The organism is Nostoc sp., from assembly GCF_036916985.1.
Taxonomy (GTDB): domain Bacteria; phylum Cyanobacteriota; class Cyanobacteriia; order Cyanobacteriales; family Nostocaceae; genus Nostoc.
Map to the genome: position 1 here is coordinate 1 of NZ_JBALFD010000070.1, position 19,300 is coordinate 19,300.

Below are 19,300 nucleotides of genomic sequence, written 5' to 3' on the forward strand. Positions count from 1 at the left end.
CATTTGCTATTTCGGCGACTACATTTGCTATTTCGGCGACTACATTTGCTATTTCGGCGACTACATTTGCTATTTCGGCGACTACATTTGCTATTTCGGTGACAGCATTTGCTATTTCGGTGACAGCATTTGCTATTTCAGTGACAGCATTTGCTATTTCGGTGACAGCATTTGCTATTTCGGTGACAACATTTGCTATTTCGGCGACAGCATTTGCTATTTCGGTGACAACATTTGCTATTTCGGTGACAACATTTGCTATTTCGGCGATCGCTGTTACATAAATGATTGCGTTCATCCCGAAATAACAGACAAATACAGATGGATAGATTAGTAAAAATACAGAGAAACTCTCAATATTAACTCTTAATTAAATCCACAAAACTACTCATCTCACGTAGAAAGGCATTCCGCTATGTTGAAATAGAACTATTTAAGAAATATCTCCCATGTCTCTAAAAACTCGCGGTTCTGCTGCTGTAGACAAAGCTCAACGCCGTCTTGCACTGCTTAAATCCATTAATGAGAACTTGGATTTAGGACATGGATTAACAATTGAAGCTTATACTCGCTTCATTGATAATACCCGTGCCACCCTAGAAGCTCATAATACCCTTCTGTCTAATCTTGAGGAATCTCGTAAGACGATGAATCAGATGGACAAAGGACTCTCGGAACTATCTGAGAGGATGCTTAGTGCAGTCGCAACTGTCTACGGCAGAAACAGCATGGAGTATTCAAAGGCAGGTGGCTCTAGCCGAAAGCGGAGTACGAGTAAAAAATCTATTTCACAAGTTCCTACAGTTGTAACGGTTCCCGTCACTCAACCCACCCAAACTACAACTAACGGCAAAGGTGGGTAGAGAAATGTCTAACGACAATCTGCTACGCATCTACGTCTTATTTTTGAGGTTTTCTGTAGGGCGATACCTACGGTGAGCTATGCTGCTAACGCACTCACTCTTCCACAACAAGCGATGTCTACGACGGGCTACGCCTACGCTTCTTCGGTAAAATTAAATGATGTGAAAGCTGTTTTTCACGAACCGCATCCTCAAAATGAGACAGATAAAGGAGCAGTCAAATCTGTTAGAGAATTTTTAATTAAGGCAGGTACACCCGTAAGGGCACGGCAATGCCGTGCCCTTACGGGTGTACCTCATCTGAATGGTAACCGCTATAATGCACCGACGGTAATGCGATCGCCCCAAATTATGCACGGCGTTTAGAAGGCAGAAAAAGGTAAAATATCTATCGCTATTCCCATGATTGAAATTCATCAATGGCGCTACGAATTAGGGATGTTATTTGAGCGCGGCGGGTTTCAAAGTTGGCGGCGATGTAAATTAGCAAGATGCCAACTACTAAGCCAATAACCCATTTTAAAAAAGAGTAATGCAAGCTTAAAATTACCGATTGATTGATTGTAGTAATTAAAAAAGTGGCTGTACCAATGTAGAGAAAAGCCCGTACTCGCAAAGCTAATCCAGCAAAAATAGCGATGAGACTGAAAATTCCAGGTATCCAGGCTGTATCTTGATTAAATAAAATTGCCCACCCACAAATTAAACCACTCCCTAGCACTCTCAGAAGATGACGAGATTTTTTGTACTCTGGTAGCTTCAGCTGGGTATCTACTTGAGCAATATAAAGCAGTGATAATCCAATTGGTGTGACATACCACAAAGCATCAGTTAGATGTAAGGAATTAAACCAACGGTAAAACGCCCAATCAATCAAAGCGACACTAACATAAGTAAAACGGATGTTTTCACCCACCTTTGCTAGGAAGATGTAGAATCCGGCTGCGAGTACTAAGGTAACTGGGTAAGTTTGCAGTCTGGTTTCCCATAAAATTATTAGCGGTATGATGTAAGCGGCTTGTTGCCAAGGTCTTTTAGACCAACCCCACCTTTCCCAAGGTAGGATGTACAGAAAGTAAGCTACCACACAAGCGATCGCACCATTCCACGGAACTAATGGCCCAGCCCAAAATTTTCCGACTGCTGTCTCGCGCCAATAAACCCTCATGCCGGCTACCTCTAATAAACCAAGGTAAACCCACATTTCGGCGATTGTAATTCCTCTGAAGAAGTTGGGGGAAATGCGCGAATTTCGTCCCTGAAAGATGGCATAACGAATCAAAAATACTCCCGTTGCCAATCCCACTAAACGGTTAACTGCAATGGGAAGAGGAATGGCAGCCATTAATAAACAGCTACTCCAAGCCCAATGAATATGGGCAATTCCTTCTAGTTCTTGAGGAGTTAGACGTAAGTAGCTGATTAGCCAAGGTGACAGAATGCGGTAAGCATACATAATACTTGCACCAAGGGTAGACATGGCAATCAATCCATCACCTAATGCTCCTCCTGATGCTTGTGACATTTGATAGAACAAAAGTTCATAAGCAGAAATGGATATGCCAATAATTCCTAAGTACAGCAAGGGTTTGAAGTTCTCGCGCCGTCGCCCCACGCCAATAATAATTAAAGCTACACCCAAGGAACACAACCCTGTCCACTCGGTAAAGGTGTTCAAACGCAGGAATACACTGAATGCACCGTAGATTAATGGCAAAATGTGAAGGCTGCTAGGAAGCTTTTCTAATTGATGTCTTCGCCGCCACCACTCGCCGACAAGTTGAGCAATTAAACCTAAAGCAATATTGGCGATTGGCAAGCCACGCTCCGCGAACGCTATTTTAACAATTGAGCGTTCCCCCAACCCTAGCACCTGGGCAATCAACAATTCTAAACACCAACCAATACTATAAAATGCCCAATTTGTCGGTTCTCGCCAACTGCGATAAACAATAGCTGCCAAGGTGATGGCAGTGGCAATTAAGAAGAAAAATCCGGAAGTGGTAAACCCTCGATAAATCAGTACTGAGTGCAGCGTCAAACTCAACAATTCAAAACCACACAAGGCGATCGCCCACTGATCGCTAGCGGCTGCATAGATAGCTGCTAATTCGTTACCGCGTCGGCTTAAAACAGTCCGTGCTAACCATAAACTTAAAGTTGCGATCGCTCCTGCGACAAACCAACCTCCTATGGCTAGGCGAGGCAAACCAGGCACACCTGTCCACAGCAACGCCCCAATGAAACTTAAAGCAAATCCTTCTGTAATTGCCGCAGATAGCTGGTTTCGCAAATAGCGCGTATTGGCAAACATCAACCCAGCACCTACAGCCAAACCGATTAATCTGATTCCTGGTAGCTGTAACGTCAATAGCTGGGCAACTACCACAGTTAAGACACTCAAGTAACGGCTAGTAATGCGACGCTCGATAATTGTGGCATTGGCAACACCCGTGAGAGCTAAAGGCGTAACTAGCCATAAGACTCCCCAATTGCCTTGACTATCAACTATGCCATACCAAGATGATTCTGCATTCATCCACAAGATTAAAAAACTAGCTGCGGCTAGTCCTAAACCGATGTCCCATGCACTACGCCGCCATAGTCCATTGCTGAGGCTAAATCCCCATTCTGCAACCATCAGAGCTAATAAAATACTTGCCCAGGCTTGTGGACTCAGGTTTGGTAACAGCCAATTAATGGTAGAGCAAAATGCCAGCACCCCCATGATGTGAGTTAGGTATATCAAGGGAAGGGATGAAGGGGAACGGCGTTGAGTGACGAATGCCAGAGTGGTGGTAGAAAATAACAGATTTAGCGATCGCAATGTCGGATTTATCAGAGCGATCGTTGTTAAAAAAGCTCCTAATAAGAGGGTGAGTAGTTCGCCAAATTTAGCTAATTCTCGCTTTTGACTGCGATACAAGCTATCTGTGAGCGCCACCATCAAAATTACGTAGGGAAATAAAGCTATACCCAATAAAGCCCAAGGTTCATTTTGAGAATTGGTGAGTTGAGTACTAGTTGCGATCGCTAATTTCTGTAAGTTATCAGGTACTAACCGCCAACCTAAGCAAATCGTCTGTAAACCAATGACGAAAACCGCTGCCAAGTCTACCTTTAGACTGTACTGCCGCAAGCGACTCCCTACAAACCACAAACCCAAACCACTGACAGCGATCGCTTGCCAAGGATAATTTACTACCGATACCAGCCAACCCAAAAAAATTAAAATGCCACCAATTTTTTCCCAGAGTAAAAGAAATGAGGAAGATGAGGAGGATATTAATGTTACTTCCCCTGCCTCCCCTGCTCCTCTGCTCCCCTGCTCCTCTGCCCCCTGCTCCCTGCCCCCTGCCCTTTGCACCAACCAAGTAACCAACCAGCCGCAAATACCAATCGCTAACCCCAACTGCGTGATATCTACCTTGGCAACAAAAATTGCTCGTACTAACAGCACTATTAGAGCATAAATAATTACAGCAGCAGTTGAACTAATACTTAGCCTACGGCGTAGGCGTAGCCCGTCGTAGACATCGCCTCGATCTTCCTCACTGACAGGATGAGGCTGTTGGTAAAGATTGTGATAGATAGTAATAATAGTTGTGCCGATCATTGCCACATAAACAGCAATTAAGGGAAATCCTCTTAATTGCCAACCCCAATGCAGATAACTCAGTCCAATAATATTTGCTAGAGGTAATTTGCCAGGATGTAAATTAGCAAAAATAGTCCGATTTTTGGAGAGTAAAACAGTTATAGCAGTGAGGATAGGACAGGCGATCGCAACTACAATCCAATCAACAGGATTCCGCCACAATTGAAAGCTATCAATTGCCCAAAAATTTACTGGCACTAACAAAAGAGTGACAATCAGCAATGTCTGAGCTGTCAATCTGAGGTTATTTTGACTAGTCGCCCAAAAGCTTAACCCCCAAAAACTTAAAGTATAAGCAAATAAAACCCCATACTGTCCAGAAGCCGGAAACCTCTCCCACTGACTAGCAGCCAGTACCCCAGAGGATACCACTACCAGGAAAACGCCTAGAAAAAGCAGCCAACGTACACTCAGTTCAGCCCCCAAGGACTGTAACATTGCACTGATAAAGTTGGGTTTAGGTGGTGTTTGTTGCGATCGTCTACGGCTACTAGATTGTAAAGCTGCTGTAGACAACTCCTGTACGGGGTCGTAAGTTGCAAATACTACCTTTGTTTTCGCTTCAGCTTGGGGTTTTAACACCACCGCACACACCAGAAACTCTTGGCATAGCTGCTTAACTTGGGTATCGGATATTAAACCTAAGCGCAGCCATATATCTAGTCCTTCTAATAAATGAGGATGGGAAGATGGCAGTCTGACTTCAATTATCAGCGGACGCTCAAGGGGCGATGACATAAGCGGCGGGAGTACAAGTATATACTTAAATTATTTGTTTAATTAAAGTATATTTTGGTTCTGATTGTGCCACTGATTAGGCTAATTAATATTAATTTTTAACCTACGAGGGATATTCAAATGCCAACTGTCTTGCTTTTAGGTTCGACATTCTAGTTTGGCAACAGCTAGATGTGTCCCTATCTTTGGTTTAATTGTCAGGATTCAGGAATCAGAATAGTGGAAAGTTCGGGAAACAACTTGAAGCGGTTAATGTACTTGCGATCTCAAACCTTTCAGACAGCAGATTTCAGGTAAATGAGGTACAAAGTTTAATAAAAAAGCCATATACCAATAGACTTTCAAGTCTGTTTCCTGTTCCCTGCTGTAAATTCCGACTTCTGACTCCTGTTAGTGTTAACGGGGCGTTGATCCAGTGCTGAATTCTTAACGTTTAACTAGGCTTTGTTATTTTCCAGAGAAAGTTATTTACCTGCTGTAACTTTGAGTGATAAACTTTTTCAATTCCAGCTTTTAAGAAGTCAGAAGGCTCGAACAAGAACACAAAGATGTCAGTAAAGCCATCAGTAATTTCTGGTAACTGATTTTCTTTGACAATTTGAAATCGCACTTTTGAATCAACTAAGTGACCAAGTATTTGTATTGGTGGAAGTATATTTTTCTCATCACTAATTATCAGGGGTTTATTACCTTGACTAATAATATGAGCAATTTTAGGAAATTCTTGGTATTTTTCAGGGAATTGGTTCCACCAAATCTGTGCTTGAGAGTGGTATATACAAGAGACAACTCCGCCCGTAATTACTATAAATGCTACAAGTGAACAGAGTTGTTTTTGCCAAACTTTAGTAGAGATAGACGTGATTTTATTGGTAAATAGGTAAGCAACAGCCAACTGTATACCTAAAACTGAGGGAAGTGTATATCGACTAGTAGCGTATCGTTTTTGCAGGATAAAATCCGTTATTAGTAGAGGAAGCGCTACAGATCCAATCAAGGTTAAGACAAATAACCAAACTTCTTTAGAGGTTCTTCGACAGAGAAAATAAATTGAGTAGCTGATTAGAGCTAAAATAATTAAAATAAAAGGGATCAAGACAATCTTAAGTTTTCCTAGATCGATAGGGCTAACACCAAAATCAAGAAACGTCCGGCTAAAGATGCCAGCCCACCTTACCCCTGACCCAAATAATGTTTGTTTAGCATTTGTCCAAGCTACTGCCGCTGGCTGAGGATTGGTATAAATAATCCAAATCCAAGGTACAAAAGTTATAAAACCCGCCAGCGATGATATCAGGTAATGAATTGATGTTTTACTCAATCGGAAGCGTTCAATTGCAAGTACATAAATTCCCTGTGCAAAAGCAACCAAGGTAAAAAATACATGAGAATAAAACCCTAGTACCAATGTTGCTGTATAAATGCACCAACTAACCTTTGTTTTCAGGCGTATAGCTCGCAATAGTGCTACGCTCGATATTAAGATAGCTACTATCCCTAAACTGTATGCTCGTGCTTCTTGTGCATACACCACATGAATAGGTGAAACAGCTACCAACGCAATGGACACCCACCCTACTAGTGAAGACTTAAATAATTCTCGACATAGCCAATAAATACAAGGAAAGGTGAGCAGACTCAGGAATGCCGAAAAACTTCTCGTCACTGCCACAGAATTGCCAAAGCACTCTACCCAAAATCGGGTCAGCAAGATGTATAAAGGCAAAATCTGCGAGTCTTCTAAAACAACCCCTTTAAGTGTATCAATTGCGTTTTTTTGAGGATTGGGATACTGGTATTTATGCAAATCTTCTATGCTTAATAAATGACCATTATCTAACTGCTCGTTCATTTCTGACTGCATATAGCCAGAGATGCGTAAAGATGAGAAAACTTCATCACCCCAATAAAGTTTTTTGTCAATATTAGCGAAGCGAAAAAATACGCCTATTACCAATAGGATAATGATTAAAAAACGTAACCCAGATTTAGAAATAATCCATCTCTGTGACAATTGCTTTTTCATGTAGTTTTTAATATCCTCAAGGCCTTGATAAACGGTGGCAGAGTTTTATTACTTTTTATCGCCAGAGAAATAAAAATCTCCTATTTCTACAGTATGAGTTTCAATGACTTTGCAGCTTTTGACAACAAAATTCCATAATAAATATAATTGTTTACCTGTCATCGTATAGTATAAATTAATCAAGACATGAAATACTTGTGTTAAAAATAAAAATATTTCATAAAGTTTATATTAAAATGCTGTCAACCTGCCTGCGAGTAGCAAGCAACACAAAGATCCTATAGGAATCCGATTTGATTCCTGAACTTACTTGCGTAGGATAGGGAACTCTTAACTGGGAAGAGGGAACAGAACAGAAGCGAATAGATGTGATGTGTACTGAGTTTTTTCAAAAATAAACCACCTATTTCAAATCAATGAAACGCTTACGCTTGCCTTGCGGTACTAAGTGCCCAAGTGTAGCGATGTCCAGCTTTGCACTACTGGTGTGGCAAGTCTCAATTAGTGCTTGTGGGTCTATTTAAACTTGCCCTTACCCGAACACAATCAAATATTGTTCTAGCAGGCTAAAATATAGTAATTATATACTACGGTAAATTGATAGATTTGCCGTATGATAGGATTTTGAACTGCGATCGCTTCCTTTGGTATGTAGCCATTTGAATACAAGCAACGTACCAGAGTAAACCGACGAGTGCAAACACCGTCCATATCAATCAAACTCTGGAGAATTGACATGAGCAACAAACACATTGAAGTCAAACAAGTAGCAGGTTTCATCGGTGCCGAAATCAGTGGCGTCGATTTGTCGCGTCCTTTGCACGATGATGCAGTCAAAGAAATTCGTCAAGCACTGTTGAAGTGGAAAGTCGTATTCTTTCGTGGTCAAAACATCGATCATGCTGCACAGATTGCATTTACGGCTCGTTTCGGCGAAGTAACTTACGCACATCCCCATGAAGATGAGCCGATTGAAGGCTTTTCAGAAATTCTACCCATTGACCGCAGTCGTTACGAGCGGCGGAATGGTCTACGCCGTTCCAGCTACGAAAGCCGTTGGCACACCGATGTGACAGCAGTTGTCAACCCACCTGCTGCATCGATTTTGCGTGCGGTTAACGTGCCTAACTTCGGTGGTGATACACAGTGGACAAATTTAGTTGCAGCCTACGAGGGTCTGTCAGCACCCCTGCGGGCGCTTGCAGACACATTGAAAGCCGAACATCGCTTCAATGCACGTTTGAATTTGCCCAGCAACAGCAAAATTGCCCAGCGCATTGCAGCCAATCCGCTGGTTTCAATCCATCCAGTGGTTCGGGTTCATCCTGAGACTGGTGAACGGGCATTGTATGTTAACCCTGGCTTCACCTCGCACATTCTTGACGTATCACGACAAGAGAGCGACTTGCTGCTTGAGTTGTTCTTCAACCAGATTACCAAGCCTGCCTACACCACCCGCTTCCGTTGGAACAACGGAGACATCGCCTTCTGGGATAACCGCGCCACCTCGCATTTGGCCCCTCAGGATTTGGATCATGTGGAAGTTGAGCGTGTACTTTATCGCACTACCATCACAGGTGACGTTCCAGTTGGGCCTGATGGTTTCCGATCGCAAGTGGTTGAAGGTGAAGCCTTCAGTAGCGAATTACCAACCGTCTTGAAGAAGAAAGCCGAGAATTTGGAAGCGGTACCAGCGCTTTCATAACCTACAGAGTGGTAATTTATCCCACGGCTATGATTGTTTATCTGGCGATATGCCCCCGCCCCGCGATCGCTCGTTTTCATAAAAAGCCGTGGGATTTTGAGTCATTATTAGGACTAGCACTTTCAAAGTGGGCGGGAATTTTAGTCCATAAGTTCCTCTTTAAATACGGTTCAATAAATTACGTTTAAACCGCACAGACGCAGAGAACGCTGAGAAAAAACCAGATATTTCATCCTACTGGTGTGGCAGGCAAAAAATAGTACATTAGACGTAGGTTGGGTGGAGCGGAGCGCAACCCAACATATATCAGGATGTTTATCAGGATGTTGGGTGACGCAAAACCAACACCCAAGCTTATTAGCCTTGTCAGACCACTACTCAATGCTGAGTTGTCCAGAGACATCACCACAGCCTATTCTCTGGCAATAACTATATCGTTGGACTTAATAACGGCATAAGCCTCTTTCCCTTCAGACAAATCCAACTCTTCTACCGATACTCTGGTGATAATCGAAGTTAACTCAACTTTGTGAACAATCTCCAGCGTCACCTCACTATTAACAGCTCCAGTGACAACTCGCTTCACAACACCCTTGAGAATATTGCGGGAGCTAACTTTGAGTGGTTTCTTTTGAATACTAATTTCGATCTCAGGTATTTGAGTGTAGATATCTTCCTCTTCTGTGTTTATACTTGGCAGCGAATTTGATGGTGAAGAGTGTTGATTAAGACCACGTACCAATTCCCGAAGAATCTCGGTCTTGGTTCGCTGAGACTGGCCGCAAAACTCTTCCAAAATCTTTCGCTCTTCTTCTGAGGTTTGGAATGTGACCCACCCTTGTTCTTTTCTAGGCATATTTTTACCGATATAGTTGGTTAGATGTTGGTATATTTGGTACTATTTTACCTAGCATCAATTTTATGGAAGAAACCTTTCAAACGCATTTTTTATGAAAAGAAGACAAATTTTTGGTTTCCTGGGTATAGTGGTTGCTGGCTGGCTGTTAGCAATTGGTTTACCATTAGTTACTCCTTCTCCTGTAATAGCACAGTCAAACACCAACATACTCGTGTCCGCAGCTGCCAGCTTAAAAGAGGCGTTGGAAGAAATTAAGCCTTTGTACCAACAAAGTAAATCAAATATCGATATTAGTTATAACTTTGGAGCTTCTGGTGCGTTGCAACAACAGATTGAACAAGGTGCGCCAGCGGATATTTTTGTATCTGCCGGCAAAAAGCAAGTGGATGCCTTGGAAGAAAAAGGACTATTACTACCAGGTAGCCGTACTAACTTAGCAAATAACCGTCTAGTCTTGATTGTGGCTCAGGATGTTGTTGGCATCACTAGTTTTTACAATTTAACAGATAGTAAGATTAAAAAAATTGCGATCGGTGAACCCAGAAGTGTACCCGCCGGTCAATATGGAGAGCAAGTATTAAGGAAATTGAAAATTTACGATCGCGTCAAGTCAAAATTAGTCTTTGCTAACAATGTGCGTCAAGTTTTGGCAGCAGTAGAAAGTGGTAACGCCGAAGCAGGTTTAGTTTATGCCACTGATGCCAAAATTTCCAACAAGGTAAAAGTCGTAGTCGCTGCTGATGATAAGTTTCACTCACCAATTGTCTATCCAATAGCTGTACTCAAGAGTAGTAAAAATGCTTCTGCGGCTAAGGAATTTGTCCAGTTTTTATCTGGTAGTCAAGCCAAAACTGTACTCAAAAAATATGGGTTTATCGTCAATTAAAGGATTGAATAGCAATTCTTTGTAAAGCTGCACAAAATCAGTCTTGGTGAGACAAGGGGCTTAAGCCCCTTATTTTTTATACAGCCTCCTATGTAAGGGAACTCCAAGAAATAAATTATCCAAACTTAGGCTAATTGTCTAAGAAGCCGCTGACTGCAATTTTTCTAATCGTGCTAGCACTTCTGAACTGTGAATGGTTGGGTTGACTTTGACAAAAGTCTCGCGCAAGACACCTTGAGGATCGATGATAAAACTATGGCGCATAGATAAAAATCCGAGCCAGGAACCATAAGCTTTACTTACTGAACCGTCAGTATCAGCCAACAGGGGAAATTTTAGTCCCTCTGAATCACAAAATTTGGCATGAGAATCAATGTCATCAGCACTAATGCCAATAATTTGGGTATTTTTTTCCAGGTATTGGGGTAAGTCTTGCTGAAAACGACGAGCTTCTATAGTACAACCAGAGGTGAAGTCTTTAGGATAAAAGTACAGAACTAGCCATTTACCGCGCAAGTCAGAGAGGGAAATTTTGCCATCACCTGTGTTGGTTGGCAAAGTAAACTCTGGTGCGGGTTGATTAATTGCCGGAAGTTTACCACCAAGGGCATTCGCAGCAGTAGTGAAATTCAGCCAGCTGATGACAGAAATACAGCTGGCAAATAATATGCTTAAAAAAGTGCGGCGGGAAATCATGGTACAAACCAGAATCACAACTTTACCATACTGAGTGCTGAGTGATGAGTGTTGAGTGCTGAGTAAAGAAGATTGAATACTCAGTACTTTTGCACTATGGTAAAAGCCCCGCCCCTTGTGGGCGGTCTTTCATCTCAGCACTCCGAACTCGGAACTCAGCACTTTTCATACAAGTTTACAATTCTTGGTTGCGAGAAATCTCATTCTAAATGAGATTCGGGAGGGGTATCTGTGCTTTCGATGTATTGACTATCTAAGAGAAAAGCCCCCTTAGTAAAGCGAATACCCCAATATCCACCGGGTCTACGGTCAATGACTATGCCTTCTTCGCCAATGTGAATCACATGAGGAGGGCGCAGCATGGGCATGGGTTCAGCAGTTTTGACGTAGGCTGGTAGCGCCACAACCCGGACTTTACTACCAATTGCGAATTCTTTAGACATCTTAATCAAGCTGAGAGTTTTGAATTAACTCATAACTCATAACTAGCTTGAAAGTCTAGTGAAACACTCCCACACTATTGCTGAATTTTTGGAATCACTCTTTGATATTGGATGCTCACAAATTTCTAAATGGTTTTTATTGGTAGACTGACTACGAATGTTGCCCCTTGTCCAATTCCTGGACTTTTGGCGCAGACTGTACCACCATGTAATTCTACCAAGTGGCGGACGATCGCTAACCCTAATCCTAATCCACCATGCGATCGCGTGCTAGAACTATCTGCTTGACGAAAGCGTTCAAATACATAGGGTAGGAATTCGGCAGCAATTCCCCCTCCCGTATCACTCACCTGAATTTGCACGCAAGATTCAATCCGCTCCAATTGCACATCAACTCTTCCGCCTTTGGGTGTAAACTTGACGGCGTTGGAGAGCAAATTCCACACAACCTGTTGCAAGCGGTTGACATCACCCACAACTACCTCTACTTCTGGGTCGAATCTACACTTGATACTAATCTCTTTCGCCTGGGCTGCTGGATACACAGTATCAATTGCTGCCTCTATAAGTGTTGCAAGTTTTACTTGCTCCATGCTTAGATGAAGTGTACCTCTAATAATCCGTGACACATCTAGTACATCTTCAATCAGTTGTGTCAGGGATCTACTGTTACGCTCAATTGTTTCTAATGCTCTACCAGTAAGATTTTCATCAAACTTGCGTCTTCTAAGTATCTGTGACCAACCCAGTATAGCATTTAGGGGTGTACGGAGTTCATGAGAAAGTGTAGCCAGAAACTCATCCTTCATTCGGTTTGCTGTTTCTGCATCGGCGCGTGCGGCTTGTTCGCGCTCAAGCAGTCGTTCGCGTTCTTGCTCTGCTAACTTCTGAAGTGTAATATCTGTACTTAGGACAACAAATCCTTCTACTTTCTCTTGCTGACTGAATTGTGGAACGTAAGTAACATTCACGTAATGGTTTTTGCCATCTTTATCGGATAATTGGGTTTCGTAAGTTACTTGCTCTCCTGAGAGTACTGTTTCTACGTAAGGAAGGATTGATTGATAAACTGACTCTCCCAAAACTTCTCTGATGTGTTTACCAGAAATTTCGGAAGTAGGAAGCCCAAACCAGTCTTCATATCCTTTATTATTAAAACGATAACGTTGCTTACTATCAACATAGGAAATATTAACGGGTACAGCATTTGTAATCAGGCGTAGCTCATCTTCTCGTTGACGCAGTGCTGCTTCTGCTTGTTTGCGTTCTGTAATCTCGCGTTGAGTTCCCCACGCCCTGACTAAAAAGCCATTTTCGACAATTCCCACCAGATTATTCAAAAAATATTTGGAATTACCTTGCTTATCTATTTCATGAGACTCGGCATCAATTAGTCGGTAGTTAGAACGGATAAAATTACGCAGGTATGCAATATTATGTGGATCGGAGGGAACAAGAAAGTCTCCTAGTCTGACACCGAGAATTTCTTCGGCACTAGAACAGCCATACATCTGCGCCATCACATTGTTGCATTCTGCTAAGTAAACATATTGGTAAAAATGTTGAATTTGTTCATCTTCTGGGCAATCTAGCGAAATTGGTACTTCCAGTTCGATGCACCAAATACCTTCTGAACTATGCTCTAAAAAAGCGCGGTAACGTTCTTCGCTTTTGGAAAGAGCTTGCTCTACTTGTTTGCGTTGGCTTAAATCAAGTACAAAACAGATAACATCCTCTGGAGTATTTTCTAACAAAGCGCAACCTAATAGGATGGGAACGCGGCTGTTATCTTTGCGGATGTATTGGTTCTCAAAGGGCTGACACACACCTTTAGTTTTGAGTTCTGTAATCGCACTATTGTTAGCTTCAATATATTCTGGTGGTATCATGTCGCGCCATCGAACTCGCCCTGCTAGTAAATCTTCCCGCGAATAACCTACCATTTCTAAAAAAACATCATTAGCTTCTGCGATCGCCCCGTCCATATTGGCTACAATTACCCCAATGATGTTGGACTCTACCAACCTTCTAAACCTTACCTCACTCACCTGTCGCTTCTGCAAACTCGTTTGCAGATGTTGTTTGGCAGTGCGTAACTCTGAGTTCAGCAAGGTGATGAATGTTGTCACCAGTACAAATAAGCCTAAACGTCGTATGCTGTCTAGATTCGCAACCAAGAGCGAAAACACTGGCTCTAAGAAAAAGTAGCTGACGGCTAAAGTAGATAAAGTAGTAGCCAGTAACCCTGCTTCTATGCCGCCATACCAGGCACTAATCGCCACAGCAGCAAAAAACAGCAGAAAAATAGTTGGTTTCAGTAGTGGCTGTAGCAATAGTGTTAGTAGTAATCCGCTACCAACAGCTAATAGTGCAACAGCATAGGGTGCTAGAAGGGAACGTATTCCTTTCAATGTAGCTTCTCCTTTTATGCAGCTAGCTAAAGGATTATTCCCAAAATCAGCGAGAAAATGCGTAGGCATAGCCTGTTATAGACATAGCTCAACACCTATTAGGCATCAAAAAAATACACACCTAAGCAGTTACTTACTGTGAATCTATCTAAAGTAGTAAAGCTTAGATTTAGCAAAGCTTAAATAATCTGATAATTATAATTATCGCTTTAATTATACATGTTTTGTCTTTGAGTCTCTGTCAAACAGTAGAGATTTATTCAGAAGAATTCAGAACTCAGTAGTCAAAATTCAGTATGAATTAAAGTCATATTAGAGACTTTCAAATAAAAAATATCCAATTAACTCTTGTGGACTGGGCATCTTGCCATAGGTGTCAACTTAACGTGAAACCACTTGTCCGCCGGGAATTTCAATTCCCGTCTCATAGCTAAAGTCATCTGAAGATGACTAAATATCGCTAAAAATCTCCAGTCTACTTCAGTAGACTTAAGCTAAAAGCCAAAGAAATTTATTTTTGAAGTAATAAATAATGAGTAATGGGTATTACTGATTACTGATTACTCATTACTCATTTATTTATTTCCGGGTGGGCATGGAAGTCAACAGTTAAGCTATTTCCAGCTTAAGTTGACACCAATGGCATCTTGCCCACCCCACAATATTCAGGATTCTGAATTCTGACCCTTATTTATTAAGTTTTTGAATTAATTTCTTTAAGTATATAAGTCATCATTTCACCTTTACCTTTAACCTGAATTAAACCTCGTTTTTCCAATAAGTACTTATCCTTTAAAAGCTGATAACTTGCTTCACAAACCTGAATACTACCTGCAATACCATGAGATTCCATTCTACTAGCTGTGTTGACTGTATCTCCCCAAAGGTCGTAGGCAAACTTTTTCAGCCCAATCACCCCTGCGACTACTGGCCCAGTACTAATGCCAATACGGATGCAAAAGGATTGGTTATTTTCTTCGTTAAAGATGGCTACAGCCTTTTGCATATCCAAGGCCATATTAGCGATCGCTGGAGCATGATTGTTAGATTGATTTGGCAACCCGGCAACAGCCATATATGCATCACCAATAGTCTTGATTTTCTCTACTCCATGACGTTCTGCTAATTGGTCAAACAAACAGAAAATTGTATTTAATAACTCAACTAACTCCGCAGGAGATGTACGACTTGAAAGCTCTGTAAAGCCAACAATATCAGCAAATAGCACCGTAACTTCCAGAAAGCTGTCGGCAATAGTCGTCGGCTGTTGTTTTAATTGTTCTGCAATCATCTCTGGCAGAATATTTAGTAATAGCCGTTCTGATTTTTGCTGTGCTAGTTCCATTGCCCTACGGGTGTAAAATTCCTTTTTTCGCAAGCGTTCGTATAAATATACAGAGAAGACACAAATAATACAAGTCCAAAAGAAATATAAACCCTGCTCAATATAAAAAGCTGATGGATTTTTTAATAAGGGATTATATGATAAATATAAAATTAGATAGCAACCAATTGTTCCAAGTTGTGCTATTAAATGTAGCCACCATTGTACCGGAATGATTGTAGCCTGAGTGAGAAACATCAGATTCCAGAAATTGGTTCTAGGTTCTAGATTATTAAACAGCAAAGCAACATCAATTTGCACGGCACAAGTTACAGACCAACATAAACTCAAAAAAATTAGGTTTGGGTAACGACGACCTATAGAGGTTTTACATAAACACCAACAAATAAGTGTAAATAGTTCTACCGAAAAACCAATTTTAAAGGCATATATTTTCTCTTGTACCTGTGAATTTACCCAAAGGAAAAAAATAATCAAAGTCAAGCCAGAAATCAGCATAATCTGAGCCTGCAATTGCAACCGCTTAAGCAGGAAGCGCTGTCGCTGTTCTTCGTAAGATTCGCCAAGGCTACTGCTCATTTGCCAATTGGACATTCCTTGACTCATGAGCGCATCTAGTTGAGTTTTGTCAGAGTTGTTTGGATTAATCATGCACTTTTTACGTTATTAGTAATCAAGGGAGTGGGGAGTGGGGGGATGAAGAGATGAGGGAGATGAGGGAGAATACCTCTTAACTCCTAACTCAGCACTCAGCACTCAACACTCAACACTCAGCACTCTCAAATGGCTCGTACCCCTACATTAAATTTTGATCGTGGCACATTAATTTTGCATCCACCACCACGCGGTAAGGGTTGGATGGACTACGCTACGTGGGATGATAGAGTTGAAAAATTCCGCATTCCAGCAGTTAAATACCGATCGCTTGTAGAAGCACTACAAGCGGAAGATGTTTATTTTATCGATGAGGCCAAGGAATTTTATCCTATAGATTTGGTTCCTACCCTAGAAATGGAACCCTATCCCCACCAGACTGAAGCGCTAGCGGCTTGGAAACTGGCGGGTAGACAAGGGGTGGTTGTGCTTCCCACGGCGGCGGGAAAGACTTATTTAGCGCAAATGGCGATGCAGTCAACGCCGCGCACGACGTTGATTGTAGTGCCTACTTTGGATTTAATGCATCAGTGGTATGCACATTTAGTTGCGGCTTTTCCTGATGCTGAGGTGGGATTGCTGGGGGGTGGTTCGCGGGATAGAACGGCTATCTTAGTTGCAACTTATGATAGTGCTGCAATTCACGCTGAAACCTTGGGAAATCAATATGCGTTGATTGTTTTTGATGAATGTCATCATTTACCGACAGATTTTAATCGGGTAATTGCTGAATATGCGATCGCACCTTATCGTCTGGGACTCTCCGCGACACCGGAACGCACCGATGGGAAACACGCTGACTTAAATATCCTCATTGGACAAGAAGTATATCGCAAACGCGCTGAAGATTTGGCGGGGAAGGCGTTAGCAGAGCATGAAATTGTCCAAATTAAGGTAAAGTTATCGCAACTTGAGCGGGAAAGATACAATCAGTTAATTCAAACCCGCAATGACTTTTTGAAGCAATCAAAGATTTCTTTGGGGAGTTTGCAAGGTTGGCAAATGTTCGTGCAAATGAGCGCGCGATCGCAATCTGGACGGAGGGCGATGTTAGCGCATCGAGAAGCGAAAGATATCGCTTTGGGTACTGATGGGAAGTTGCGAATTTTAGTTAATTTATTGGCAGAACATTATCCGGCAAGAATTTTGATTTTTACTGCTGATAATGCGACGGTTTACCGCATTTCTCAAGAGTTGCTAATTCCGGCAATTACTCATCAAACTCCTGTGAAAGAACGGCATGAGATATTAACAAAGTTTCGAGAGGGTAAATATAATACTTTGGTTGCTTCTCATGTGTTGAATGAAGGGGTTGATGTGCCGGCGGCAACTGTTGCAATTATTTTATCAGGAACGGGTTCGGCTAGGGAGTATACTCAGCGCTTGGGGAGGATTTTACGGAAGGGGAATATTGAGAATAAGCAGGCGATTTTATATGAAGTGGTGGCTGAGGATACGAGTGAGGAGCGGACTTCCGCTAGGCGGAGAGGGGAGAGAAATGCAGGGGAAGCAGGGGGAGAAAAAGAGAGGAAAGGGAAGTTACAGGTTGTGTATGGGAGTGGGAAGGAACGGAGTTTGAAAGCTGCGGAACAGTTAGAGATTAATTATTCAGTCCAAAATCCAAAATCTAAAATCCAAAATTCAGCAGATGTTACCGACAGACTTACTGATGCATCGCCAAAACGGGGAGGAGATCATTCCGAAGAGACTGAAGATTGATCAAAAAACTTCGGAGTTGGCGATTGAGTTAATTAATTATTTTCAATCAGCAGTGGGGAAAACTCAAGGTGTGCTTGAGCGACAACTGACTGATTTTGAAGGAGATTCTACAGATTATCGGGTGAAGCGGGGATTAGCTTATATTCTCAAAAGTAGTTTTTGTACTTTTGAGGTGGTTAGTCCTTTGGAACCACAAATGTTAAGAGAACGGGTGTTTTCTCTGGCTGCAAAGTCTGTTTCTAGTCGGGAATCTACCCAAGTTACTCTGAGTAAAATTGCTGATGAGTTAACTCAAGAACTTGAGCGGGAAGTTTTATTAGAACAGGTTCGGAATGGACTATATGCTGATTTATCTGAGAATAAAATTTTGACTGTTTTTGATGCACCAACAGCGCCAGATGTGTTAAATCGATATAACTTATCTCAGGTGCAGGGTGTATTTTATAAGGCCAGTAAACTGGTGTTAAATGCTCATCGGAATGTTCCAGGTGAATATAAGCTATTGTTTCGCTATTTAAAGTTGTTTCAATTGATGGCTTATATTGAGGGCGATGCTGACCACGGGTTTACAATTACGATCGATGGGCCGACGAGTTTGTTTAATCCTAGTACGCGATATGGGTTAGCGATCGCTAAACTTATTCCTGCTTTACTTCACGTTACTAAATGGAGTCTTTCTTCCATTCTTCAAACCCGCGACGCTTATACCAATAGTTGGAAAACTGGACGTTTCACTCTCAATTCTGAATGTGGTTTGGTATCCCATTATCCACCAGGTAAGCCCTACGATAGTATGCTAGAAGCATCCTTTGCTGATAAATGGGATGCATTGAAAAGTGGTTGGGCGTTAGAACGAGAAGTTGATTTGATCCCAATTCCTGGTAGTGTGATGATTCCCGATTTTCGCTTAGTGCATGCTGATGGACGCACTTTCTTATTAGAAATTGTTGGTTATTGGCGACCAGAATATTTACAAAAGAAGTTTTCTCAGGTGCGGCGGGCTGGACGTGATGACTTGATTTTGGCAATTTCCGAGCGACTTAATTTAGAAAAAGCGGGAGTAAAATTAAATGATGTCCCCGCTAGAATTGTTTGGTTTAAAGATAAGTTATTGCCGAAAGCTGTGTTAGCTGTAATGGATTGATTAAGGAGACTGGATATTGGGTACTGGGTATTGGGTACTGAGGATTGGGTACTTGGTATGTGGAAAACTCTTTTTCCTAGTCCCTAGTCCCCAGTCCCTAGTCCCCAGTCACTTTTATTAAGGAGAAATGAATTTTAAAGTAAGAATGTTGGA

General features: G+C 41.9%; 13 protein-coding genes and 1 pseudogene. 6 read left to right on the forward strand and 8 right to left on the reverse strand.

Annotation, left to right across the window (positions count from 1 at the left end):
- Positions 1–298 (reverse strand): hypothetical protein (locus tag V7L07_RS23345; protein ID WP_335061234.1); only part of this gene is annotated, 298 nt, incomplete at its 3' end.
- 151 nt (positions 299–449) lie between these two features.
- On the opposite strand from V7L07_RS23345, the gene V7L07_RS23350 reads away from it, so the two are divergent.
- Together V7L07_RS23350 and V7L07_RS23355 are read left to right on the forward strand one after the other, a co-directional pair.
- A complete protein-coding gene (locus V7L07_RS23350; protein ID WP_335061235.1) occupies positions 450–863 on the forward strand; it encodes a hypothetical protein in 414 nt (137 codons plus the stop codon).
- A 147-nt stretch (positions 864–1,010) separates the two neighbouring features.
- Positions 1,011–1,115, forward strand: a pseudogene (locus tag V7L07_RS23355) (type II toxin-antitoxin system HicA family toxin); the annotation flags it as partial.
- A gap of 142 nt (positions 1,116–1,257) precedes the next feature.
- Here V7L07_RS23355 and V7L07_RS23360 read toward each other — a convergent pair.
- Positions 1,258–5,259 carry a DUF2157 domain-containing protein gene (locus V7L07_RS23360; protein ID WP_335061236.1) on the reverse strand — a complete coding sequence of 1,334 codons (4,002 nt, stop codon included), beginning with the start codon at positions 5,257–5,259 and terminating at the stop codon, positions 1,258–1,260.
- Positions 5,260–5,692: 433 nt separating this feature from the next.
- Complete coding sequence (locus tag V7L07_RS23365) at positions 5,693–7,285, reverse strand: glycosyltransferase family 39 protein (RefSeq protein ID WP_335061237.1); 1,593 nt, start codon at positions 7,283–7,285, stop codon at positions 5,693–5,695.
- A 736-nt stretch (positions 7,286–8,021) separates the two neighbouring features.
- On the opposite strand from V7L07_RS23365, the gene V7L07_RS23370 reads away from it, so the two are divergent.
- A complete protein-coding gene (locus V7L07_RS23370; RefSeq protein WP_335061238.1) occupies positions 8,022–8,990 on the forward strand; it encodes a TauD/TfdA dioxygenase family protein in 969 nt (322 codons plus the stop codon).
- A 412-nt stretch (positions 8,991–9,402) separates the two neighbouring features.
- Here the strand turns inward: V7L07_RS23370 and V7L07_RS23375 are convergent, their stop codons facing one another.
- A complete protein-coding gene (locus V7L07_RS23375; RefSeq protein ID WP_334775835.1) occupies positions 9,403–9,846 on the reverse strand; it encodes a TOBE domain-containing protein in 444 nt (147 codons plus the stop codon).
- 94 nt (positions 9,847–9,940) lie between these two features.
- On the opposite strand from V7L07_RS23375, the gene modA reads away from it, so the two are divergent.
- Positions 9,941–10,735, forward strand: a complete 795-nt coding sequence (modA, locus tag V7L07_RS23380) for a molybdate ABC transporter substrate-binding protein (protein WP_335061239.1) — start codon at positions 9,941–9,943, stop codon at positions 10,733–10,735.
- Between the two features lie 138 nt (positions 10,736–10,873).
- Here modA and V7L07_RS23385 read toward each other — a convergent pair whose 3' ends face one another.
- From V7L07_RS23385 to V7L07_RS23400, 4 genes are all read right to left on the reverse strand, one after another.
- Complete coding sequence (locus tag V7L07_RS23385; protein WP_335061275.1) at positions 10,874–11,431, reverse strand: peroxiredoxin; 558 nt, start codon at positions 11,429–11,431, stop codon at positions 10,874–10,876.
- A 200-nt stretch (positions 11,432–11,631) separates the two neighbouring features.
- Positions 11,632–11,874, reverse strand: coding sequence for a regulatory protein SipA (sipA, locus tag V7L07_RS23390; RefSeq protein WP_335061240.1), 243 nt, complete (start codon positions 11,872–11,874; stop codon positions 11,632–11,634).
- A gap of 125 nt (positions 11,875–11,999) precedes the next feature.
- Positions 12,000–14,285 (reverse strand): PAS domain S-box protein, encoded by a 2,286-nt coding sequence (locus V7L07_RS23395; protein WP_335061241.1) that lies wholly within the window; start codon positions 14,283–14,285, stop codon positions 12,000–12,002.
- Between the two features lie 694 nt (positions 14,286–14,979).
- Complete coding sequence (locus V7L07_RS23400) at positions 14,980–16,281, reverse strand: adenylate/guanylate cyclase domain-containing protein (RefSeq protein WP_335061242.1); 1,302 nt, start codon at positions 16,279–16,281, stop codon at positions 14,980–14,982.
- Between the two features lie 132 nt (positions 16,282–16,413).
- Here V7L07_RS23400 and V7L07_RS23405 point away from each other — a divergent pair, with 132 nt between their 5' ends.
- Positions 16,414–18,003 carry a DEAD/DEAH box helicase gene (locus tag V7L07_RS23405; RefSeq protein WP_335061243.1) on the forward strand — a complete coding sequence of 530 codons (1,590 nt, stop codon included), beginning with the start codon at positions 16,414–16,416 and terminating at the stop codon, positions 18,001–18,003.
- On the forward strand, positions 17,933–19,147 hold the full coding sequence (locus V7L07_RS23410) for a DUF790 family protein (protein WP_335061244.1): 1,215 nt from the start codon (positions 17,933–17,935) through the stop codon (positions 19,145–19,147). The genes V7L07_RS23405 and V7L07_RS23410 overlap by 71 nt, the downstream gene beginning before the upstream one ends.
- The last annotated feature ends 153 nt before the right edge of the window (positions 19,148–19,300 follow it).